This window comes from Winogradskyella sediminis (assembly GCF_003387355.1).
Classification (GTDB): domain Bacteria; phylum Bacteroidota; class Bacteroidia; order Flavobacteriales; family Flavobacteriaceae; genus Winogradskyella; species Winogradskyella sediminis.
Window position 1 is genome coordinate 791,712 of sequence record NZ_QUNH01000002.1, and the last position, 22,238, is coordinate 813,949.

Annotated in this window: 20 protein-coding genes and 1 pseudogene; 5 read left to right on the plus strand and 16 right to left on the minus strand. The window is 31.4% G+C overall.

Going from position 1 to position 22,238, the window contains the following annotated elements:
• Window position 1 precedes the first annotated feature (1 nt).
• From C8N41_RS10920 to C8N41_RS10940, 5 genes are all read left to right on the plus strand, one after another.
• Entirely contained in the window at window positions 2–661 is a 660-nt protein-coding gene (locus C8N41_RS10920; protein ID WP_115839280.1) for a nucleotidyl transferase AbiEii/AbiGii toxin family protein, read from the plus strand.
• Between the two features lie 144 nt (window positions 662–805).
• Window positions 806–1,093, plus strand: a complete 288-nt coding sequence (locus tag C8N41_RS10925) for a DUF6922 domain-containing protein (RefSeq protein ID WP_115839281.1) — start codon at window positions 806–808, stop codon at window positions 1,091–1,093.
• A gap of 2 nt (window positions 1,094–1,095) precedes the next feature.
• Window positions 1,096–1,842 carry a nucleotidyl transferase AbiEii/AbiGii toxin family protein gene (locus C8N41_RS10930; protein WP_115839282.1) on the plus strand — a complete coding sequence of 249 codons (747 nt, stop codon included), beginning with the start codon at window positions 1,096–1,098 and terminating at the stop codon, window positions 1,840–1,842.
• Window positions 1,843–2,602: 760 nt separating this feature from the next.
• Complete coding sequence (locus C8N41_RS10935) at window positions 2,603–3,718, plus strand: PIN domain-containing protein (protein WP_115839283.1); 1,116 nt, start codon at window positions 2,603–2,605, stop codon at window positions 3,716–3,718.
• Between the two features lie 380 nt (window positions 3,719–4,098).
• Window positions 4,099–4,740: a DUF6266 family protein gene (locus C8N41_RS10940; RefSeq protein ID WP_115839284.1), complete on the plus strand. Its 642-nt coding sequence runs from the start codon at window positions 4,099–4,101 to the stop codon at window positions 4,738–4,740.
• 284 nt (window positions 4,741–5,024) lie between these two features.
• Here C8N41_RS10940 and C8N41_RS10945 read toward each other — a convergent pair whose 3' ends face one another.
• The 16 genes and pseudogenes from C8N41_RS10945 to C8N41_RS11020 form a co-directional block, all read right to left on the minus strand.
• On the minus strand, window positions 5,025–5,888 hold the full coding sequence (locus tag C8N41_RS10945; RefSeq protein WP_249033268.1) for a DUF5694 domain-containing protein: 864 nt from the start codon (window positions 5,886–5,888) through the stop codon (window positions 5,025–5,027).
• 365 nt (window positions 5,889–6,253) lie between these two features.
• Entirely contained in the window at window positions 6,254–7,756 is a 1,503-nt protein-coding gene (locus C8N41_RS10950; RefSeq protein ID WP_115839285.1) for an aldehyde dehydrogenase family protein, read from the minus strand.
• Window positions 7,757–7,966: 210 nt separating this feature from the next.
• A complete protein-coding gene (locus tag C8N41_RS10955; protein ID WP_115839541.1) occupies window positions 7,967–8,800 on the minus strand; it encodes a helix-turn-helix domain-containing protein in 834 nt (277 codons plus the stop codon).
• Window positions 8,801–8,957: 157 nt separating this feature from the next.
• Entirely contained in the window at window positions 8,958–9,875 is a 918-nt protein-coding gene (locus tag C8N41_RS10960) for a T9SS type A sorting domain-containing protein (protein ID WP_115839286.1), read from the minus strand.
• A gap of 297 nt (window positions 9,876–10,172) precedes the next feature.
• On the minus strand, window positions 10,173–12,788 hold the full coding sequence (locus C8N41_RS10965; RefSeq protein ID WP_115839287.1) for a T9SS type A sorting domain-containing protein: 2,616 nt from the start codon (window positions 12,786–12,788) through the stop codon (window positions 10,173–10,175).
• 180 nt (window positions 12,789–12,968) lie between these two features.
• Window positions 12,969–13,616: pseudogene (locus C8N41_RS17160) on the minus strand (DUF2459 domain-containing protein).
• A gap of 162 nt (window positions 13,617–13,778) precedes the next feature.
• Window positions 13,779–14,321 (minus strand): DinB family protein, encoded by a 543-nt coding sequence (locus tag C8N41_RS10975; protein ID WP_115839288.1) that lies wholly within the window; start codon window positions 14,319–14,321, stop codon window positions 13,779–13,781.
• A gap of 53 nt (window positions 14,322–14,374) precedes the next feature.
• Window positions 14,375–14,911: a Crp/Fnr family transcriptional regulator gene (locus C8N41_RS10980; RefSeq protein ID WP_115839289.1), complete on the minus strand. Its 537-nt coding sequence runs from the start codon at window positions 14,909–14,911 to the stop codon at window positions 14,375–14,377.
• Between the two features lie 148 nt (window positions 14,912–15,059).
• Window positions 15,060–16,271, minus strand: a complete 1,212-nt coding sequence (locus C8N41_RS10985) for a T9SS type A sorting domain-containing protein (RefSeq protein ID WP_115839290.1) — start codon at window positions 16,269–16,271, stop codon at window positions 15,060–15,062.
• 183 nt (window positions 16,272–16,454) lie between these two features.
• Complete coding sequence (locus C8N41_RS10990; protein WP_115839291.1) at window positions 16,455–16,910, minus strand: DoxX family protein; 456 nt, start codon at window positions 16,908–16,910, stop codon at window positions 16,455–16,457.
• 50 nt (window positions 16,911–16,960) lie between these two features.
• Window positions 16,961–17,527, minus strand: a complete 567-nt coding sequence (locus tag C8N41_RS10995; protein ID WP_115839292.1) for a Crp/Fnr family transcriptional regulator — start codon at window positions 17,525–17,527, stop codon at window positions 16,961–16,963.
• Between the two features lie 165 nt (window positions 17,528–17,692).
• A complete protein-coding gene (locus C8N41_RS11000) occupies window positions 17,693–18,382 on the minus strand; it encodes a GNAT family N-acetyltransferase (protein WP_115839293.1) in 690 nt (229 codons plus the stop codon).
• Between the two features lie 147 nt (window positions 18,383–18,529).
• Window positions 18,530–19,390 (minus strand): HAEPLYID family protein, encoded by an 861-nt coding sequence (locus tag C8N41_RS11005; RefSeq protein ID WP_115839542.1) that lies wholly within the window; start codon window positions 19,388–19,390, stop codon window positions 18,530–18,532.
• Window positions 19,391–19,468: 78 nt separating this feature from the next.
• Entirely contained in the window at window positions 19,469–19,804 is a 336-nt protein-coding gene (locus tag C8N41_RS11010) for a hypothetical protein (RefSeq protein ID WP_170137116.1), read from the minus strand.
• A gap of 814 nt (window positions 19,805–20,618) precedes the next feature.
• Window positions 20,619–21,182, minus strand: a complete 564-nt coding sequence (locus C8N41_RS11015) for an SUKH-4 family immunity protein (protein WP_047544909.1) — start codon at window positions 21,180–21,182, stop codon at window positions 20,619–20,621.
• Between the two features lie 146 nt (window positions 21,183–21,328).
• A complete protein-coding gene (locus tag C8N41_RS11020) occupies window positions 21,329–22,099 on the minus strand; it encodes a DUF726 domain-containing protein (RefSeq protein WP_115839295.1) in 771 nt (256 codons plus the stop codon).
• Window positions 22,100–22,238: the final 139 nt, after the last annotated feature.

Consider the following 22,238-nt stretch of genomic DNA (forward strand, 5'->3'; position numbering starts at 1 on the left):
AATGCCTTTATACCTTAATACCGTTTCCGATTTACTTTGGGAATCTTTAAATACCCTAATGACTATTGAAGAATTTAATAGTTTTAGATTAGTTGGTGGTACATCATTAAGTCTACAACAGGGGCATAGAGAATCTATTGATATTGATTTATTTACAGATGCAGAATATGGTAGTATTGATTTTAATCGTTTAGAAGAAATTTTAAATGATGTATTTCCTTATGTAGTAACGTCCTCTGTAGGTGAAGTTGTTTTTGGCAGGTCTTATTTCGTCGGTGAAGATGAAAATAATGCACTTAAATTAGATATTTATTATACAGATCCTTTTGTTTTTCCATTATTAGAAGAAGGCAATATACGTTTAGCCTCTAATGAAGAAATAGCAGCAATGAAGTTTGAAGTGATTGCTAATGGTGGTCGTAAAAAAGATTTTTGGGACATCCACGAGCTTTTAGATGTATTTACATTAGAACAAATGTTAGATTTCTATGAACAACGAAATCCTTATGGTGCAACAACAGAAGAGCTTTTAACCCAATGTATAGACTTTTCATTAGCTGAAGATGATTTAATACCAAATTGTTATAAAGACAAAGTTTGGGAACTTATCAAATTAGATATAGAGGAACAAGTACAGAATTTAACAGAGGATAAAGATTAGTCTAATACTATAAATAGTGGTATAGATATTGCTGTAAATAGTTAAACTAATGTTTTAATAGATAGTGAATTAAATTCTATTTTATATCTTTGTATTAAGTATAGGCGCATATACAAACTATTAAAAGGAAGAATAAAAGAAGTTTTGAGTAGAAGAATAGACATATCTAAAGTATTCCCTAAATATGCATTTTGGGATATGGATAGTAGTAAATTATCTCTTAAAAGAGATAAAGATATTATTATTCCAAGAGCTTTATATGCTACTACCAAAGAAACCTTCCCTAAAGATATTACTGTATTAGAAGCATATTATTCTAAAAATGAAATTGTAGATATTTTAAAGCATACTAAAGAAAATATTAGTAATCAAGTATGCGAATTGGTAAGTAAACGCTACAATACAAAACCATTTTACCGCTACGCAGTATAACGATGCAAGCGGTTTCCTCTGTACTTTTAAAAACCATTAAAGAATTACAGGCTTTACCAAGTTTGTCTAAATTTGCCTTGGCTGGTGGTACTAATTTAGCTTTACGCTTTAATCATCGCATATCTGAAGATATTGACCTATTTTCTACAGAAATTATCGGTATAAAAGGCTTTAAATCTATCGAAAAAGAAGCAAAAGCTTTTTATGGTAAAAACCTAACAAATGTTATTTATCCAGTTAATATAAATGACCAGTTTGTAGACCTTCGTTTTTATATATCAAAAGGTGATGTTACTATAAAAATTGACATTATTCAAAATATGAAGGCTTTATATCCTGTTGAAGTCTTTAAAGAAATAAGATGTTATAATGTAGTGGATATTGGATTGTTCAAATTAATAAGTTGTTCTAACAGACCAGCCAAAAAAGATATTTACGATTTAGACCATATTACAGAGTCAAATAACCTTATCGATTTATATAAACTATTACAAGAGAAGAAAGCAAAATTTAACAAAGATACCGATAGAAACATCTTTGATTTAGATGAAGAACCAGACCCAATAGATAATCCTCACTTATTGTTGCTATTTGATAGAAGAATGGCATCAAAACAAAAAATGCGTCACTCTCACGATAATATATTACACGTAGAAGGTAGTAAATCTTGGCAAATGGCAAGTATTCATTGGCGTATGAAGGTAAGGCGTTTATATGCATCAATAGGAATTGAATATCCCAAGTTATAAGTCCCCACTACAAGCACTTGCGTTTCCGTTTGTTTCGTTGCTCTTCACGCACGCAATCACAAGAGCTTCCGTTCCCCACAGTACAAGTTGCAATATTTTCCGCACCTTGCTACCGCAAGACGCTACAAAATTCCAACCTGTACTTTAGCCTTTGCGCTCAATTCCGTAAGAGCAGGTAAAGCGGTGTTCGTCAGCTGTTCCATTTTGTTCCATAAAGCATAATCACAAATACTCTCGTTGGTCGTATTGGTGCTTACCATATATAGCACTACTGCGGTGACACATCCTCGTTAGCACTATATATTTGCTTTATTTCACACACTACACAACTGCCTCACCCGTAGCTACTCTTGCACCCCAAACCCCAATAAGGTGTTCGCTTGTAGCTCACAAAACATAAATTGGGGTACAACCGCTACTTAATAATTTGGCTCGCCTGCTGTTCGCTTCGGGCTAATCGGGTTGTCACTGTTTTTGAGTAGCACACTTCATAATTAAATTAACAATTGAAATAATAAGTCAAGTTAATAAACAACATCCGAATCAAAAACACCGCCAACCCTGCGTGTAACACGTAGTTATGGCAGCTTTACGCTAAAGCTTCAAGCTATCCACCATAACACCCTTGCTCAACTCGCTGGCGGCTCGCTTTATAGTTACAGCAATCCATTCTCGCTGCGCTTCATTCCTTGCTGTACTATAGCTGCGCTTGTTTACCTGCTCAAGAAAATTTCATAAATTGTAGACTTTATATACATATATGATTTTAGAATACAATATTATTTTTTTAGACACCAATGTTTTTCAAAGTGAGAATTTTACTGAGGGTAAAAAACTTAATCAATTATTGGATCAGTCAATTGAAGAAGGAATACAAGTTAAAATAGTAGATATTACATATCAAGAATGTTTGAAACGTATTCAGGAAAATTTAATTAAAGCTAAAACAGCTTTTAAAAAAGCTTCTGCATTATTAAACAAAGAAGGTAATTTATTAAGGCAAACTGAAAAATATAAACAATTTTATTCTATTCCTAAAGTTGAAATTGAATCAGATTTCATTGAATTGAAGAACCATTTTGATTCTTTTTTAAAAGAAAAAAATATAGAAATTATATCATCTGAAATAGCAAATCATAATGAAGTCTTTAAACTGTATTTTGATAAAAAATCCCCTTTTGGTACAGGTCAAAAAAAGGATGAATTTCCAGATGCTTTTATTTTAAATACTATAGAACATTGGTGCGATATAAATATGTCTGGTGCATTTGTGATTTCTTCGGATAATGATATGTTGAGTTATGTTTCAAAGAGTTTTGAGGTCATCAATGGGATTGGACAGATGTTAAATGTATTTGTTAACGCAAGCAATTACTACAAAGCCGTTTATGGTATTTTATCTTCAAATTTAAACCTAGCTATAGATGAATTAAAAGAATCTATTGATGATTACACAGATAATTTTTCGATACTACTTTATGAAAGATTGTTATCTGACCCATACTATGTAGAATTGGAATATGGCTTGGGTGAAATTTTAAATTTTGAGGTTTCTTCATTAATTATAACATCTTTAGAGGAAAACTTGGTTCAAATGGATATTAGAGCTAAAGTAGATTTACAATTACCATTAACTTATAATGATTTATCAATGGCTCATTATGATAGTGAAGACGATAGATATTGGAACGTAACCCACGTTTCTGAAAATAGTATTTATAGATTAGATTTATTGCTTCCTGCCGAGTTTGAGTTTGAAATAGATGAAAGAGAAGTAATAAATTTCAGTTTAGGTACTCTCTATGATTATAAGCTTGTAGGTTACGAAAAAATTGAAGAAAATATTCAAGAACGCTCAGAGTTTTCCGATTGGTAAAAACAAAAAAAAGACCACAAATTTAGCTGGCTTTCATAAGCCAACGCTATATGCCGAAAAGGTCAAGCCCTTCGGGTTTTGAAAAAAATATTGCACCTATCTCGGTGCATTTTTCAAAAACCTTTTCTTGCAGCAATATTTTTCACTAAAAACCTTGTCGCCATAGCCATCGCCTGCAAGTTATTTGTTTTCTTTTTTTCGTTTTCTTTTTTAAAAATTATAAAGGTTTGGGGTTCGTTTCATTTTGCGACAATAGGGGCTAAACGATGCTGAAAAGTTCTATAAGGCATCAATTTTGCGTATACTTGATGAAAGGGTAATTTACTCGAATCAAGTCCGTACCAAATCCGAATGAACGTTAATTTAAATTTATAAATGTTATGGGTGTTATTTCACAAGGAATCCTTGGCGGTGTATCAGGGAAAGTAGGAAACGTAGTTGGTGCTTCTTGGAAAGGTATTGACTATTTGAGAATTAAGCCTTCTAACGTGGCTAATCCACGTACGGAAGGGCAAGTAAGTCAAAGAACAAAATTTGCGCTTACGTTAAGTTATTTACAGCCTAATTTAGGCTTTATTAAAGTGGGTTACAAAGGCTATGCAGTACAAAAAACAGAGTTTAATGCTGCGATGTCTTATGTGCTAAACAATGCAGTAGGGGGTACTGCACCAAACTTTACTATAGACTATTCTTTAGCTCTTTTAAGTAGAGGAAACTTATCAAGTCCATTAAACCCTACAACAGATTTAACCACAGCAGGGCAAGTAACATTTACTTGGGATGATAACTCGGCAGAAGGTAATGCAAATGCTACTGATAAAGCTATGGTGTTGGTTTATAATCCGGGTAAAAAAGAGTCAATGTATATTCTTGATGGTGCAGATAGAACAACAGGTTCTCAAACAATTACAATTCCTTCAACTTATGCAGGAGACACAGTAGAGCTTTTTATGGCATTTGTTTCAGCAGATGGTAGCCAAGTATCAAACAGTATCTATTTAGACTCTGGTACGGCAGCTTAAACGCTTCTGAATAGATATTTAAAACCGTTTCCTTTGGAAGCGGTTTTTTTGTTTAAAATAGTTATTTTAGCACAAGATAAATAGATCATCTAATTGTTAATATTTGTTATATAAATACCCTTATTTATACTGAAATGTTGCCTATTTGTTGCCCAATCTTTTGTAAATACTATAAACAAAGAGTTTTTACTTTTTGTATTGAAAAATGAGATTAAACACAATGTTTTTTTTAGGCTTATTTAAATCATTTAGTCTTCGTTTTATAAATGATTAAGTAGAGGGTTCTATTTTAAATAATCTAGTGTGTTAACCATTTCAAATTTAGGGCTTCTTCTCATAAATTCTCTTAAAAAAGCGGTATGAGCCGTTCCCATAATTATAAATACTCTATCGTTTTTTGTCATTGGGATTCTGTTGAGGTTAGAGTATATTTTCATATTTCTGTGATAGAACACGGCAGCAGCATCGGCACCTTCAAATCCATTATCTATACCTACGTAGAGCAATTTGTCTGCATTGGTATTAATTGAGTAGTCGAGATGTATTGGTTCGTTACATAATTTTAATTTTTCTATTAGAGATAGCTCGTTATATTTCGCTTCGCGTTTTGCTATTTCGGGATAGCCTTTAAACGGCTCGTTTGTAAGTTGCAAATACGTTTCTGCATCAATGGAATTTTCGAGATCAGGACTGTTTTCTATGAAGTCTCCAACACTATAATTATAGCCCATATGATTATCTATTCCGTAGATCTTTTTTACATTGCTTAATCTACCTACGTCAAAACCAATCATACTACTTTCTCCGTAATTGGTATTTAATGTGGTTGGGTTTTCTAAAAATTCTTGATAGGCTTTATTTATCTCGTTATTAAATTTTGGTAAGTTTTCAATGCATATGATGGTAGGTTTAAACTGCGCTAACATTTTAGAAATTTCTCTTACTTCTTTCTGTGCTTCCTCACTATGTTCGTTAAATTCAGTTTTGTTAGCATCTGGAGTATAACCAAAATGGAATGTTCCGAAGTTTAAAACTTTAATTTTATCCTGATTTTGTTCAGTTTGGGTTTCCTCATGTAATTCATTTGTATTATCTTTTGTATGACAACTACAGCATAAAAGACATAGCATAAGTACTATTTGCTTCATAGTGTGAGAATTGATTTTGATGATGATTTTGTTACGTAATTTAGCAAATAATTTACAGTTAGAAAGTCTGCGAATAAATATAGTAAGTGTACTCTAATTACTAATAGGTTAAAAATGCTAGCACACCTTTATGTTATAGCTATTATTTTTCAATCTTATTTTACTAAAAATACACTCTTTTCAGTATTTGATTATTAATTGAATATTGGGAAATGGACTTAATTTTTCACATTTAGTAAAGTCATTTTAAACTTGTCTACTCCGGTTGTTCATTTGAAATTAAAAAACAACTATTCTAATACTTTATTAAACAATAAAACCCCGGAATTTCCGAGGTTTTATGAGAACTAATTTTGAGGTTTCAATTAAAAGAAGCCCATTGGTTTTTTGTCGTAAGAGATTAACATGTTTTTTACAACACGGTAATGATCTAAGGCCATTTTGTGGTTTTCACGACCAAAACCAGATTCTTTAACACCACCAAAAGGAGCGTGCGCAGGATAGGTATTGTATTGGTTAACCCAAACTCTACCAGCTTTTATTGAACGTGGTACTTGATATAATTCGTGAGCATCACGAGACCAAACACCAGCACCTAAACCGTAAGGTGTATCGTTTGCAATAGCGATTGCTTCTTCAGTAGTTTTAAAGGTTGTTAATGCTACTACAGGTCCAAAAATTTCTTCTTGGAATACACGCATTTTGTTATCTCCTTTTAAAACGGTTGGTTGTACATAGTAACCATCAGCTAATTCGCCTTCATAATTCCCAGCTTCACCACCAGCTAATACCGCTGCACCTTCTTCAATACCAATTTTAATATAGTTTAATATTTTTTCGTATTGCTCTTTAGATACCTGAGAGCCAATCATGGTTTCTGGATCTAACGGGTTACCTGGTTTTACTAATTTTAGACGTTCTTGCATTTTTTCTACAAAACGATCAGCAATATCTTCGTGTACTAAAATACGCGATGGAGAGGTACAAATTTCACCTTGATTTAAGGCAAACATTAATGCTCCTTCTATAGCTTTACTAAAGAATTCATCATCTTGATCAGCTACAGATGGGAAGAAAATGTTAGGAGATTTACCACCTAATTCCATAGTTACAGGAATAATATTTTCTGCTGCATTATGTAATACAGTACGTCCTGTTTCTGTAGAACCTGTAAATGACAATTTTGCAATTCTCTTAGATGTAGCTAAAGCTGCACCAGCTTCTTTACCAAAACCAGTAACAATGTTTAATACACCAGCTGGTAAAATATCACCAATTAATTCCATTAAAGCCATAACACTGGTAGGTGTTTGTTCTGCTGGTTTTACAACTGCAGTACAACCTGCGGCTAAAGCTGGAGCAATTTTCCAGGCTAACATTAACATTGGGAAGTTCCAAGGAATAATTTCGCCCACAACACCAACTGGTTCATGTAGAACTATACTAACGGTATCTTTATCGTGTTCTGAAATACTCCCTTCATCTGCACGAATAACTCCTGCAAAATAACGGAAATGATCTATACAGTAAGGAATATCTGCAGCACGAGCTTCACGAATTGGCTTACCATTATCAATGGTTTCTAAGGTTGCTAAATACTCTAAGTTATCTTCCATAACTTGAGCAATTTTTAATAACGCATTACTACGTTCTGTAGCAGAGGAGTTACTCCACTCCGGAAACGCTTCGTGAGCTGCATCTAAAGCAAGATCTATATCTTCTTGTGTTGATCTTGCTGCTTGTGTAAATACTTTACCATCTACAGGAGATCTGTTTTCAAAATATTGCCCTTTAATAGGGTCCATAAATTTACCTCCAATAAAGTTTCCGTATCTTTCTTTAAATTCGGGTTTTGTTACATTTGCCATATTACTATTTTTTTAATTTTTTAAATTCTGCTTGAAAAAACAAGCGTTTGTAATTATGGTACAAATGTAGAATGGAGAAGAAGCTTCTTATTTATTGATATGGTTCAATAACTTATGAAAACGGTTCAACTTACTTTTTTTAATGTTAAACAAATATTAAAATATATATAACTAACTAATAATCAGTATTTTGTGAAATGTCTATGTTTTTTATATTTCTGTTGGACTAATTCCGAACTTGTTTTTAAAGGCTACACTAAAGTTAGACAGATTATTGTAACCCACTTCTAAATAGATGTCTGAGGCTTTTAAATCACCTCCTTGTAAAAGTTCTTTAGCCTTTTGTAGTCGTTTATCTTTTAGCCATTTTCCAGGGGCTTCTTTATACTCGGCAGTAAAATGTCTTTTAAACGTAGACAAACTCATATTGCATAAAAATGCAATTTCTTCGAGCTTTAAGTTAGAATGGATATGATCTTCTACAATGTTTTTGAATGGTGACACCTCTTTAGATATTAAAGCGTGCAGGTAATGCTCAAATTCCTTACCATGTTTGTCTAATAGATACAGTAATATTTCTTCAAATTTTAGTGATAACATGGCATCGCAATAGTCACTATTTTCAAACATTTTAGCCGATAGTGAACTTATAAAGGAAGCAATATAATCATCATTTTCAATAACAAAATAAGGTACTTTTTCTTGGTAAGGCTTTACATCTTTGGTGTACTTGCTTAAAAAATCGGTGAGTTTTTTTTCTGAAAAAAAGAAGAGTTTACAATAGTAAATCGCTTCGGTATCTAGCAACTCTGTCCAAAGCCAGTTTCCTTTTTTTAATAGTAAAGACTGTTCGCTATTAACTGCTTTAGAGGTGTTTGCAAAATGTACTTGCTTTTTTCCTACTTGAAGAAAGCTAAACATATTCATGCTTAAATTCACTTTGCTTTTAACAACATCGTTAGTCATTTTAAAATCGTAAACAAATACGTCGGGATTTTCTTTTTTATTCTCAATATAGATTTCAGGTATGTTTTCTATTGACATATTTATTTTTTTAAGCATGTAGAGAATGGAATAGCATACAGCTAATTATTTTTTTTATTTATGAATTAGCGTTAAAATTACAAAAATTCAATAACCACAAGTTTTAGTGTTTTGTAGCTATTGAATTTTTACACGTTAGCAACCCTTAGTTGATGTTCTATTCTTTTATAAACTTAATTGTATTTCTATTGTTAATTTTTAAGAAATACACTCCTTCTGTGAGGTCTCGAATATCAATTGTCTCATTTTCTGAAACACTGCCACTTTTAATGTTAGCACCTAAAATATTATATACGCTATAAGAGGCTTTTGATTTTAAGTTAGAAATTTTAATAAATTCACTTGAAGGGTTTGGAGATAAGGTGAGGTCTTTTTCTAATTCTAGATCGTTTGTACTTAATGTTTGGTCAGTAGAGCGCGTATAAGAAAAAGCACCACCTCCGCCACCAGAGCCCCAAGTGTTAATTGTTAGAGTTAAATAGACATCATCGTCCACTAACCAAACACCAAATTTTTTCCCAACAATATAGTCTCCGATATCTGGTGAGGCATAATCATCTTCATTAAAGGTTACTGTAAAATCATCTGTTACGCTAATAGTACTAAAATCTCCGGTTGTTTCCTCTAAAATCTCAATTATCTGAATGATATTGTTAAAACTATAAAAATTAGCAGGATCACCTAGCACACCATAATTATAACCTGTCCAATCAGTAGTAGAGCCTGTATCATCTAATAAGGCCCATTTAATTCCTTTAGTACCTCCTGTTGCAGTAAAAGTTTCAGAAGGTATTCCGTCCCAATCGTCATTCCAAAAATCATAAGATAAATCTTCGGGTGAAGCATCTACACTGAAGTTGTCTTGCCACCATTTATAATTATATATCGATTTTCTGTTTTGTCTTGTGATCCATACATTATCTGTTAAGCGATCTTGATTGTCTTCCAATGTCCAATCTACAGAACCAGCTTTCGAGAATGTTAAATCTGGACCTGTCCAAATGGTTTGAGCATCTAATTCCTTACCATAAGGAAAGAGAATTAAAATTGTAAATAAAATGTAAATTTGTTTCATAGTATATAGTTTTTGTTGCTAATACGTTATTTTAATGTTTGCTAACGTCTGTGTAAACGAGGTATTAGCTTGTTTAGATAACCAATTTAGTGAAAAGAATCGAATTGCTGCGAAAGCTTCTGAGTTTTTGGAGTCAATATAAACGAGCAATTGCATAAAATGTAGCTGAACAGTAAGTTTGTTTTATTTCAACTCATATAGAAGTTTTACAGAGGTACAGACTTATTTATAAAAGTTATTAATGAAAATTCCGTAATCTAGTTCAGGGACTTGTAGCCATTGTTAGAGTTTGGGTTTTTACAATTTAATTAATTTTCTGTTTGTTTCAGAGTACTCTGTTTTAATTTTAAGGAAATACACACCAGTAGATACATCCTGTAAATCGTATTTTTCGGAGATGGAAAACTGTTTTAGTTTTTTACCCGAAATTGTATATAATTCTATGGTTTTGATATGGGAAGTATCTAAATTTTCAATTTTGAAGTTATTTGCAGTAGGGTTTGGATAGATCTTAATCGGATCTAAACGGTACTCACTAAGACTTAAGCTTTCTTGAATACTTGTTGTTTCATTATTGGTTATAATCGGTGAATTAAAATCAAAGAAAATTTGGGCTTCGTTACTAAAGCTATCGCCAATATTTAGCGTCGGTAATGTTTTTATCTTAAATAAAATATAACCATCATTATCAGTATCATTGAAAGGTAATTGAATATTTTCAAAAATAAACTCAACCTCATTATTGTTTTTTATTCTGGTATAAAAATCGTGACTAGCATGTAATGGCATTAAGGTCGCTATATCGTATGTTGCGGTATCTATAATATCTTTTACCACGACGTTTAGCGCGTCGGCATTTCCTGTGTTTTCAAACCGAATTACATAATGGACATATTTACCAACCTGGTCTGGTGTTACGGTTTCGCCTTCTAAACAGGTTTTATCATTTGGATCAAACGCATTTACAACCTCTTGATTAAGGTTAAAAGTGTTATCGTCGGGTGTTTCATCTGTACCATCTAGATTAATGGTTGCAACATAATTTAGAATATCACCACTATTTAAAGGAAAATCAGCATCAGTAGGTGAGTTTAAAGTCATGATAAAGCTAATTTCTCTTGTTTCAAATGGTTGTAGGTTGGTGTAATTCCATACCAAGTTACCAGTAGATTGGCTGTTAACTACTGGATTTGAAGATAGAAACCCTTTGTCATCATCATTAAATGTAAAATCGATACTGCCAGAACGTGTGGTGTTGCCTTTATTTTTATAGATTATTTTATAAGCCGTATCAAAGCCAGGTCTTGCAGCTTCAACAGGAATTATAACAATTTCTAAGTCGTTATGCACTCCGTTTGGTGTTACACAGAAATCTTGACTATTAGGACTCGGATTTGTTGGGAAACTTAAATCTATACTTGAAGGGGTAATGGTCCAATAATTAGATTCAACGAGCTGACTACTCAATGTGTGATTTCCTTCTGGTAGTGAGTAATTGTACGCGTTTAAATTGTTAACATAGAAGACATCTGAATTTGTATTATCTGTTACTGTAAATTGTACATCGAAAATTGAATTAGCGTTATACGGCACACATCCTGTACCTAGATCCACTAAAACATTACCTGTTATTTCATAATATTCACCTCCTAATACAAATGAGCAATAAGGATGAATAACTACAGATGCATTTTCGTTTTGGTAACCGTTTTCAACCACACTTAATTCCTTGCTATCAATGCAAATAAATTGCATATCAGTATCGTAACTGCTGTTAAACTGCTGTAATATATTGCCGTTTTTTAAATTAAGTTCCGTTAAGTTACTCGATGAAAACGATATGCGTTCCGTTATAACTGTGGATAAATCTAAGGGCATGTTTGTAGATAAACTTTGAAAAGTTAAATACCTTAAGCCTTCTATATTAGATAAACTGATGTCGTTAGAGTTTGAATTTCCTACAAAGAGTGAAGCATTTAATGAACTATCTAAATACGAAAAATTACAATTATAAATATTTAAAGCTTCATTAACATACCACAATTCTACATTACCTACAGGCACAGTATTATTACTTAATGAAAATGAATTGACACCACGAATTTCAATATCAGTTAATCCTTGTTCGTTGAATGCTAAATTTAGATTAGAAGGGCTGTCGTTATAATAGTCATCTTGAATAAAATCTACTTTTTCTAAATATGAAGAGGCATCACTTCCTTGCACTAAGGTTAGATCTTCTGTATATCTAAAGATAAACTCTTCTAGAATTGTATTGTTTGAAATATCGATGCTAGCGCCAACAAATTCATCTATAGTAAGGTATTTTAGAGCTGGCATTCCGGATAAATTCAATGAAGAAAAGGTGCCAGATAAAATACGAAGTTCTTCGAGGTTATTATGAGTCCCAAAGATTAAATTATCTGTTAAATGAGAACTTTGTACCCTTACATATTCTAAATTTGGTAAATTGGTTAAATCAAATAAGGGATTGTTAAACCCAACGTTTTGTAGTTCAAAATGCGTTAATGCTGAATTATTAAATGTAAAACTATCTATATCTGAAGATAGTTTTAATGTTTGAAGCGATGGCCAAATACTAAAATCTAAATCATTGACGTCTATAGTTGTGACTTCTAAAGCTATGAGATTACTAAAATTTTCAAAACCATCTAAACTTTGAATATTATGAGCAAGTGAACTAAATTTAAAATGGGTAACTTGATTAGCTTCACTTAATTGAATTAGATTATCATTATTAAAATCTGCATTAGCATCAAAAGTGCCATCTCCATCAGTGTCTACACACGGTCTGGTGGTGAGATAGGTGAGCAAATCGGGATCACTAAATGTAATGTTTTGACTGAACCCAAATACTGAACACAATAGTAAAACATAAGTAATTTTATTCATCGGCTTAATTTTAGTTAATGTGGTGGTGAGGTAAACTTATACCCAGCGGGTTTTTATATCGATGGTTGTTTGGTTTAGCACGTAATTTAACGAATAAAAACGTAATAGAAAAGTCGCGAATGTTTTTGTAAGTGGGCTAGTACTAGCAATGGATAATATACTTTTTTAGCAAACGTATTTTTATTCGTATTTATTCATCAATCCAAAATCGAACGGTGTCCATAAACAAGATTTTAAACCACTTTCTTTGAAAGCAGAATTTACCCAACTATTACAAGTTTTAAAACAAGAGTAACTTCCTTTTGCTTTATAAAAATCATCTATTGATGAGTAACCTTGGTTTTCCAAAATGATTTTCATTCCATTGTCATTGGTTTTAAATGTGTTTTGCAAATAGGTATTCAGTCTTTCTAATTCAGCTTCCGATATTTCTATTTCAATCTAGTCAGAGCATTCAGATTTATAACGAGTTATGTGCATTAATGTCGAACTTTCTAAAAACATAGCTTTAAAAGCATTACTGAAAGTCAAATCCCCCCAAGTAGGTGTGTTTATATAAAAGTTTTCATCACCCCAACCAAAAGATAAATAACTTTCACTTTGGTTATGTTCTATACCTGATAATAATAAGCTGTCAATATTTTCTATTGGAATTACAATATCTAAATGAACTCCATGTGTATTTAAATATATTAGTTTTTCAGAACTTTCATTATTCACAATTCTGTCAACGGTTATGGAAGTCAGGATTAATGAAATAATTAGATATGTTACTGGAATTATAAGAAAATATAGAATCCATTTAAATATTTTCTTTCTTATTTTCATACAGTTTGTTCAAATGTTTGCTAACGTGTTTGTATAAGATTAGTTACGTGGTTTAAGCAACTAATTTAGTAAATACAAACAGAATAGAAAATCCGCGAGGACTTTCGTAAGTAGGCTATAACTAGCAATTCGTTTTATACGTTGTTGTGTGTAGTCTTTTTTTTAGTTCAACACTTTATTTGCTTGTACTAAATGTCGTTCATTATGATAAACTACAACTCTAAATGTATCTCCGATTTTTAATTTAATCAATTTTGAAATACTAATAGCTGTTTTGGTTTTGTTCAAATCTATTTCTCTTGACTTATCCAAAAGATTTAATATTTTTTCTTGTTGTGAAATAAAACGTTTAATCGTTGATATATCTAATTTACTACCAATAGGGTTTTTGCCCTTAAACGTTCTCATTTTGTTTAATTTTTCTTTTGGCAACATACTTTCTGCAAAATAATTACCTAAAAGACCTGATTTGAAATTCTCTTTCGGTTGTGTTTTTGAGCTTTCAATTCTTTTTCTAATTTCTGGAATATAAAAATCGCCATATAAATTCAGGTGCTCAAAACATTCTAAAATACTCCAACTTTCCTTTTGGGCTCTGAAATTTAGTTTTTCGGTAGGAAGCAAGCTGAATTTTTCAGCTTGGTTGATATTTATTCGAGTTCTTTCTATTAGGTCTTGTATTAATTTCTCAGATATTATTGTCATAATTTTTTTTACTCAAAAATCACCATTATTCTTTTCAAAAACATTGATTTGGATTAAGACTTTTTAATTCTTGATAATGTTTCTGGTGTCATTCTCAAGTACGAAGCAATATATTTGCTTGGGATTTCTTGAAATAATTGCGGACTTCTTGCTAAAACTCTTTTATACCTTTCTAAAGGAGAAGAAGTCAAAATATCTCGTTCTCTTTCCATTTGTTGAAAGATTAAATCTCCAAGTATTAATTGCCAAATTTTGGTATGCTCTTTTGAACTTTCTACGAAGTTCATAAACGTACTTTTTTTGATAACTTTTAATTCGGTTTTTTTGATTGCTTGAATATATAAATCCGATGGTTTTTCGCTTATGAAAGAGTCTAAAGAAGCAATAAAATTATTTTTGTAAGCGAACCTAATTATGTTTTCTTCAAATTCCTCCAATACGTAGATTCTCAAACTTCCGCTGACTACAAAATAAAGATTTGTATCAATACTGCCTTTCACTTTCAGATATTCCTTTCGGCTTAATTCAAGTCGATTATCCCATAAATTTTTCTGGTCAATTTTCTCTATGAAGTTTGTTATCGGGTTCATTTTTTAGCTTTTGCGCAACGTGTTTGTATATGGTTAGTTGTGTTGGGAGGAACTAAATTAGTAAAAGAAAACGATCCAGAGGAAAATCCGCAGGATTTTCCGAGTACACACAGAACTAACAATTAATCATAGACGTTGTTAGCCGTTTTTATTTGAGTATAATTTTTTCGTTGTATACCTTGTTATCTAAAGTAACTTGTAAAAAGAAAATTCCTTTTTGTAGTTGTTTAGTATTAAGACCAGTAATTTTGTTTTGTGTGGTTTTATTAATAATAAGTTGTCCATATATATTATACAATTGAATAGTTGCAATTGAATTTAAATTATAATTAAAATCTATGTGTAAAATATCTGTTGCAGGATTAGGGTAGAAATTAGCATGTTCAGATAAAGTTTCATCATTAGTAGAAAGTACTAATTCTTCATTTTTTAGAATTAATCCATTGTTGCCAATTGCATATAATGAATTATTAGGTGTTTTTTCGATAGAAGACAATGAAATTCCATTGGTTGAATATGAATTAGTCCAAGTTATTCCTCCATCAATTGTTTTGTCAATATTACCATCTAATGAGACTGTATAACCAATTAGTTGATCAATAAAAACCATATCGGCTATGTACTGATTAATGTTGTCATTAATTAAGTTCCAATTATTACCACCATCAATAGTTTTATATATTGATGAAAGTCCAGAGTTGTAAGTGAAATAATACCCAATAGTAGAGTCAATAAAATTCATTGCAGAAATATAAGAAGTAGATAAATTTATATCTACCCAATTGTTTCCACCATCTGTTGTTTTGAAAATTTCACCATAATTTTGAGAAGATAATCCTCCATAAGCATAGCCTATATTCAGATCTGTAAATTGAAAGTCGTTAACCCATAGTTGACCTAATGGGGCATTTTGACTTGGATAAATATTTGCATATTGCCAAGAAGTTGCTTCATTATTTGTTTTTAAGATTCCATTACTATTGAGAATAATTCCATTACTACTGTCAAAAAAGCATATTTCTTTGACGCCTCCTAATAAATCTAATCCTCCTATTTCAAAAAAAGAGTTGCCATTTGTTGTTGTTCGTAAAGATAGTTTACCTATATAAATATTATTTAAATCTAATCCATAAACGGAGTTTAATGAAACACTTGTGTTAGATTGTAATAATTGCCAAGTTTGTCCACCATTAGCTGTTTTTAAAACCGTTCCCGAAGCACCAGAAGAAAAGCCAATGTTATTATCAATAAATTGAATATCGGTCAAAGAATTATTTGTAGTTGAGTTTTGTACTATCCATTGTGAAAATACAATATTGTTAATACATATGACTAACGCTGTGAGAATTATTCTTTTCATTTTTGTATGTTTAATTACTGCTAACTGTTTTTTATATGATACGTTGCCTGGTTTAGCACCTAATTTAGCAAATAAAATACAGATAGAAAGTCTGCACTTTTGTAAGTAAGCTAGAAACTAGCAATTAATTATATACGGTATTAGCAACTGGCATTATTTGGTGTTTCGTTAGATTTCCAAACTTTAAATAATCTTTATCGCAGAAAAATACACCCATAATATAAATAAAAATTGTAAAGGAATACGAAACCATAAATACATTAATCCATTACCATTAAAAGAAGCTTTTTGGTAATCTATTTGTTCTATCGATGCTTTTATGTTCGCAGGTGACATCATTATGAAGAATATGACTAGCAACCAAGCAGTAATAGTTCTGAATTGCGGGATATGCAAACCAATTGCACCAAGGATTTCAACCATTGCAGTAAAATAAACGATTTCTTTCTTTAGGGGTATAAAATCGGGAATCATCATTGTCATTCCTTCCGTGAACATAAAATGACCCATTGCGGTAAAAAGTAGCATTATGGACATTCCAATTCTTGCGGAAAGGGTAATGTTATAAACTCCATTTATGAGTTTTAGTGTGAATATTGCCATTATTGAAAAAGCAATAAGAACGATTAATGGTTTCATCTTTTTTCTGCAAATTTGGGAAGATTTATAATTTTCTTGATGAACCCAGGTTAAGAAATTCGTTTTCTGATTCGACTCAACGCTTGTGGTGTGATTCCAATATAAGAAGCAATAAATTTTTGAGGTATCTCCTTTATCAAATTCGGTCGATTTTTAAATAGTGATAAATATCTTTCTTCTGCTGTTTCTTTCAAAAGAGATTGTTCTCTTTCAGATTTCATAAGAAAAAGATTTTCTGCAGTTAATCTTCCAATGGTACTACCAATAGCGGTTTTTGCATAAACATTTTGCAAATCATTAAATGAAATCCTCCAAAGAATTGATTCGGTTATAGTCTCAACTTGATATTCGCAAGGCTTTTGACGTAAAAATGAATCATAAGCACTAACAAATTCATTTTTAAAGCAAAAACCAAATGTTAAATCATTTTTTACTTTTGGTATAAAAAGTCTAACAGACCCTTTTTCAATAAAGGATAAATATTTTTCTGTTTTTCCAACAGCTAAAATAGTTGTGTTTTTTGAGTATTCTGATTTTTTAAGTTTGGAAGAGAACATTTTCCAATCGCTATCATTGATTCTAACGATTTGTTCAAAATACTCCTTAATTTGATTCATAGGCGAATGCTTTTTCTGCTTGTTGCTAACGGTATAGTATATGATTTGTAGCGTTGTTTCAGTAAGTAAGTTAGCAAATAATAATCGAAATAGAAAGTCCGCGAGGACTTTCGTAAGTAAGCTATAACTAGCAATGAATTATACGCGTTGTTGGCATTTCGTTATTTATGTTGTTTTGAAATTCCAAAAGCTTATTTTACGTCTTGTTGTAAATCCAAGTTTTTCATAAAGTTTGATTACTCCAATATTTGATTCAGCAACGTGTAAGTAAGGAATTTTATTTTCTTTAAATATTTGATTTGTAGTTTGTTTTATTAATTGTTTTGCATAACCTTTTCCAGTATGTTCTGGATGAGTAATAACAGCACTTATTTCTGTGAATTCATTCATTTTCATTCTTTCTCCGGTTACAGCAATTAGTTTTTCGTCTTTATATATTCCGAAATAATTTCCTAAATCAGATGTCTTACTGTTAAAATAACCAGGTTGAATCATATTAACTAAATGAAACAATTCAGTTTTTTGATGTTGGGTTTTTAATTCAACAACCTGTTCATTTATACTAATATTGATAGGCTTATCGAGAATCATTTGATTGCAAACTAAATTTTTATTTAAAGTTAATGCATTACTAAATAGTGGTTTTTCTCCAACTACATAAAAGTTGTTATTCTTTGCAGAGTAATTATCAATACCATCAGAGGAATTTTCAAGCTTTATAAAACCTCCAAAAGGACAATATTCCGGTGCGTAAAACTTAATTCCGTCATATTCTATTGAAAATGTGTTATGTGTTTCGTTTAATGAACTCCAAACTGGATTATCTAATTTTTCTATTATTTCGGTTTTATTCATAATGAATGCCAACGTTTAGGTATATGAAAAGTAGCGGATTTTAAACACTAGCTTTTCGGAAAACAATATACTTAAATTAAAGGTAATAGCGGTTCAGGTTTGCACCTAAACCGCTATTTTTTATATACATTGTTGGTAGCCGTATTTTTATTTATGCTTATGTTTCGGCTCCCAGATGAGTCTTACGAAAGAACTAAACCTTTCATTTTCTCTACTTACAGGAATTCCCGCTACAATTCCAACCAATAAGTTGTCGGCTATTCCTAAACGCATTTGTGGTCGTATTGTCATATCAAAGTCGCTTTTGTCAATAGTTTTGTTAAATTCAATACCTACGAAATTTCTTGTGCCTGAAATCATATAATGAAAACTTGTGTTGATATCATAAGTCGTATGAAATTTATTGGTAATGAAATTCTGTTCAATCATTGGACCTGTATATATCAATGAATGAAAATTGTTACCCCAACGTTTTGCAACAACAAAAAACGGATTATAGATATTTCCTTTAATGAAAGGACTTCCAAAGTTTCTGAAATCCGACAATTCAAACTCGTTGATATATCCAATTGCCATTGATGTTGCCATTGCCTCACTAACAAAAAAAGACCATTGAGTAGCTATTTTAATGCTATTTAATCTATTTGAAGGTATTGAATCTCGACTTACACCACTTTGTGGGGAATAAAAAGTGAATGGTAGCTCAACTTCAAATCCTAATCTGTTGATAGGTGCCCATTCATATTCAATTAGAGCTTCATAAGCATCAAATTTTAAGTTATCTGTTAAGCCTAATCCAACGTTCCACTCTTTTTCTCCTTTTCTTGCCCCTAAATCTCGGATTAAGTCAATATAGAGTGGTTCAGCGTGTAAAACTTTGTCAGGTTCTTTACGGTCTTCTACTTGTTGGATATAAATACTGTCTTTTTCAGTCTTTGTAATTTGTGCAATTGAATATGTTGAAGATGCCAATAATATTATTAGCACTAATAATTTGTTTAAATTCATTTTGATTTGTTTTTTAAGCATTAAGAAATATTCCCACTACTATTAAATAGGTGAGAATTAGTAAATTTGTAAAACAAATCAAATCTTGGGTGGTGGACTGTCTATTTTATTGAAGCCTTTTGATAATCGAGCTTCAAAATCAGGATAAAGTTTTTTTCTTTCGTCAATTAGGCTTTGTTCGAATTTATCTGCCTGAATGACGTGCACTAACAAGTCTATTTTTATATTTTTCTGCTTGTTGTGGTCTTCGGTGTCGTGGTCATCATATTCTTTAATAGCATCTTCATAACCCAGTACTTTTTCAAGAATTATTTCAATAATACTTTCTTGGTCATTGAATGATAAATCTTCAGGAATATGTTCAGGGTTTGGGTCTGCAGAATCAACACTTATGTTGAGAAGATATAAACCCATTAGTCCCCAAAGGATTTTCGTAAATACGCTATTTCTTATTCGACTTAACACGGTTCAAAAGTAATGTTTTTTAGTCGGTTTTCATATATCGCTACCAACGGTTTAGTATATGATTTGTAGCGTTGTTTCAGCAAGTAAGTTAGCAAATAATAATCGAAATAGAAAAACCGCGAGGTTTTTCATGAGTAGGCTAGAAGCAGCTATAAATTATATACATTGTTAGCTAAGGTTTTTTCTTTTTGCGAACTACTCCTTTGTGTATTTCCGGACGATTTGTTTTTCAAACGTTGTTTCATTTTTTACTTAAATATCAACAAAATCTCCGAATTAATATTTCGATCTTTTGCGCAAAGAGAATCAGTTTTGTTTTTCAACCTAAATTTTCGTGACATCAAAATCGGTTGATTTAAATAACTGACTTCGAGGTTTTAAACTGCGAACAGTTCAGCCGTACGTTTTGCCATTCCGCTTATCAGCCAAAAGTTGAGGATTGCTATAATATTGAATAAAAGAGCCGAAGTTGGGCAAACCGTATTTCGTGCGTAATGTTCCACAAGAGTAAGAAATTCCTGCGTAATATTCTTTAATCTTCCGCTTTAAATTCCAGCATAGTTTTGGTTTGAAAATAAGCACAGAAATTAGTGATTGCGTTGAAATTGTAAGTTAGCACCAAAATCTTTGCTAACGGTTTTGTGTATGGTTAGTTGCGTGGTTAAGCAACTAAATTAGTAAACTTTTACGAACCCGTGAAAATTCCGCAGGAATTTTCGCAAGTAGGGAAGAACCAAGCAATTAATTATACACGTTGTTAGCTTTAGTACTTATTTCGTTCATCTTGTCTTTCCCAAATCCAATATTCAACAGTATGATTCCAATGCGTGTCATTGTCAAAAATTTTGTTGTCAATTTGAGTCAGTTTATTTTGTAATTGTGTCAATTCCTCATCAGAAAATTCCGTTGAGAAATAAGATTCTGGTTTAAATTTTTTCAGATTGTTTTGGAACTCAATAATTTCAATTCCGCAACGAGCGAATTTTTCTATTTCGCCATTAATATATACTTCTTTAAATCCGTCGTCGTGATTCAGATAAACAATTTCTCTGTTTTCAATATTAAGTCCGATTGGGTCTCCAGAACCATTAAATCCAATACAGACATATTTGTCGAAATTCGAATCATTAATTTTATAAGCCTCGTTTACTGTCTGCAAGTCCTCTGTTAGATAATCGAAACTTAATTCAAGAACGTCATTTGGAAGTCCAATATCAAATAAGAATTCAGTTGATTTTTGGTCTAGATTAAATTTATTCTTGGAACTATTTAGAGCTTTAAATAACTCCAACTTATTCCATTTATTCAAAAAGTTTTCGTCGTTCATCGTATTAAAGCTAACGTGTTTGTATATGGTTTGTTGCGTGGTTTAGCACGTAATTTAGCAAATAAAAACCGAATAGAAAATCTGCGAGGATTTTCGCAAGTAGGCTAGAACTAGCAATAAATTATATACGGTGTTGGCAATAGTTTTTATTTTATGTAAAGCTCAAATTTTCTTTTGAAAGTCATATGACTATTTACTAATTCAGTAACGTTTATGTTTTCAGATTTTTTCGAGTTAATTATTGTTCTTCCTATTGGGTTATTGTCTAAAGTTCCTAATTTATAGGCAATTTGTAAAACAGTATCTTTTTTAGAATAGTAATTATAAATTTTATTCTTAACTGCATTTTCGGCTAAAGACCATTTTTCTAAATTATTACTAACTGCTCCTCCTAAAAGATGAACATCGTTGATAATTTTACTTTCATTCATTTTTAAATTATCTAAACAATTAAATATAACTCTACTTCCAAGCGAATGACCAATTAAAATAAACTCCTCAATTTCGCAATTCGATAATACTTTAGATAATAAACTTCCTGTTAGTTTGCTTTTACGTAATGCATTCGTCCAAGTTTTTGTAACTCCACTCAAACCAATTGCTATTTTAGGAACAGAAATAAATAGAAAAAATGGAATAGGAATTGGAATTGAGGCTATTCCTAATCTTTCTAAACTTCTTCTTAATAATCTTTTAGTATTTTCAGATTGCCAATTTAAATGATACCAAGCATTATTCGGATATTTTTTAACAATAGCGACTTCCCATTCTTTAATATCGTCCTTATCTTGATTTAAGAAGCCATCCACAGTTATAATTGCTGGATAAATTCCGCTTTTTTTCTTTACTATTTCAAATACCTTTAAGTTTTCTTCACTATCAAATATATTATATTCAGAAGGCTCTTTTAATCTCATAAATTTGATGGAATTAACTGATTTTGTTCGTTTTCGTAAATTATTGCCAACTCATTTTATCATAGCTTTTACCACTCATATCCCTTAAATTATGTTGGATAATATAGTTTGAATAAGCTAAAGTGAAGCGTGTTACGAA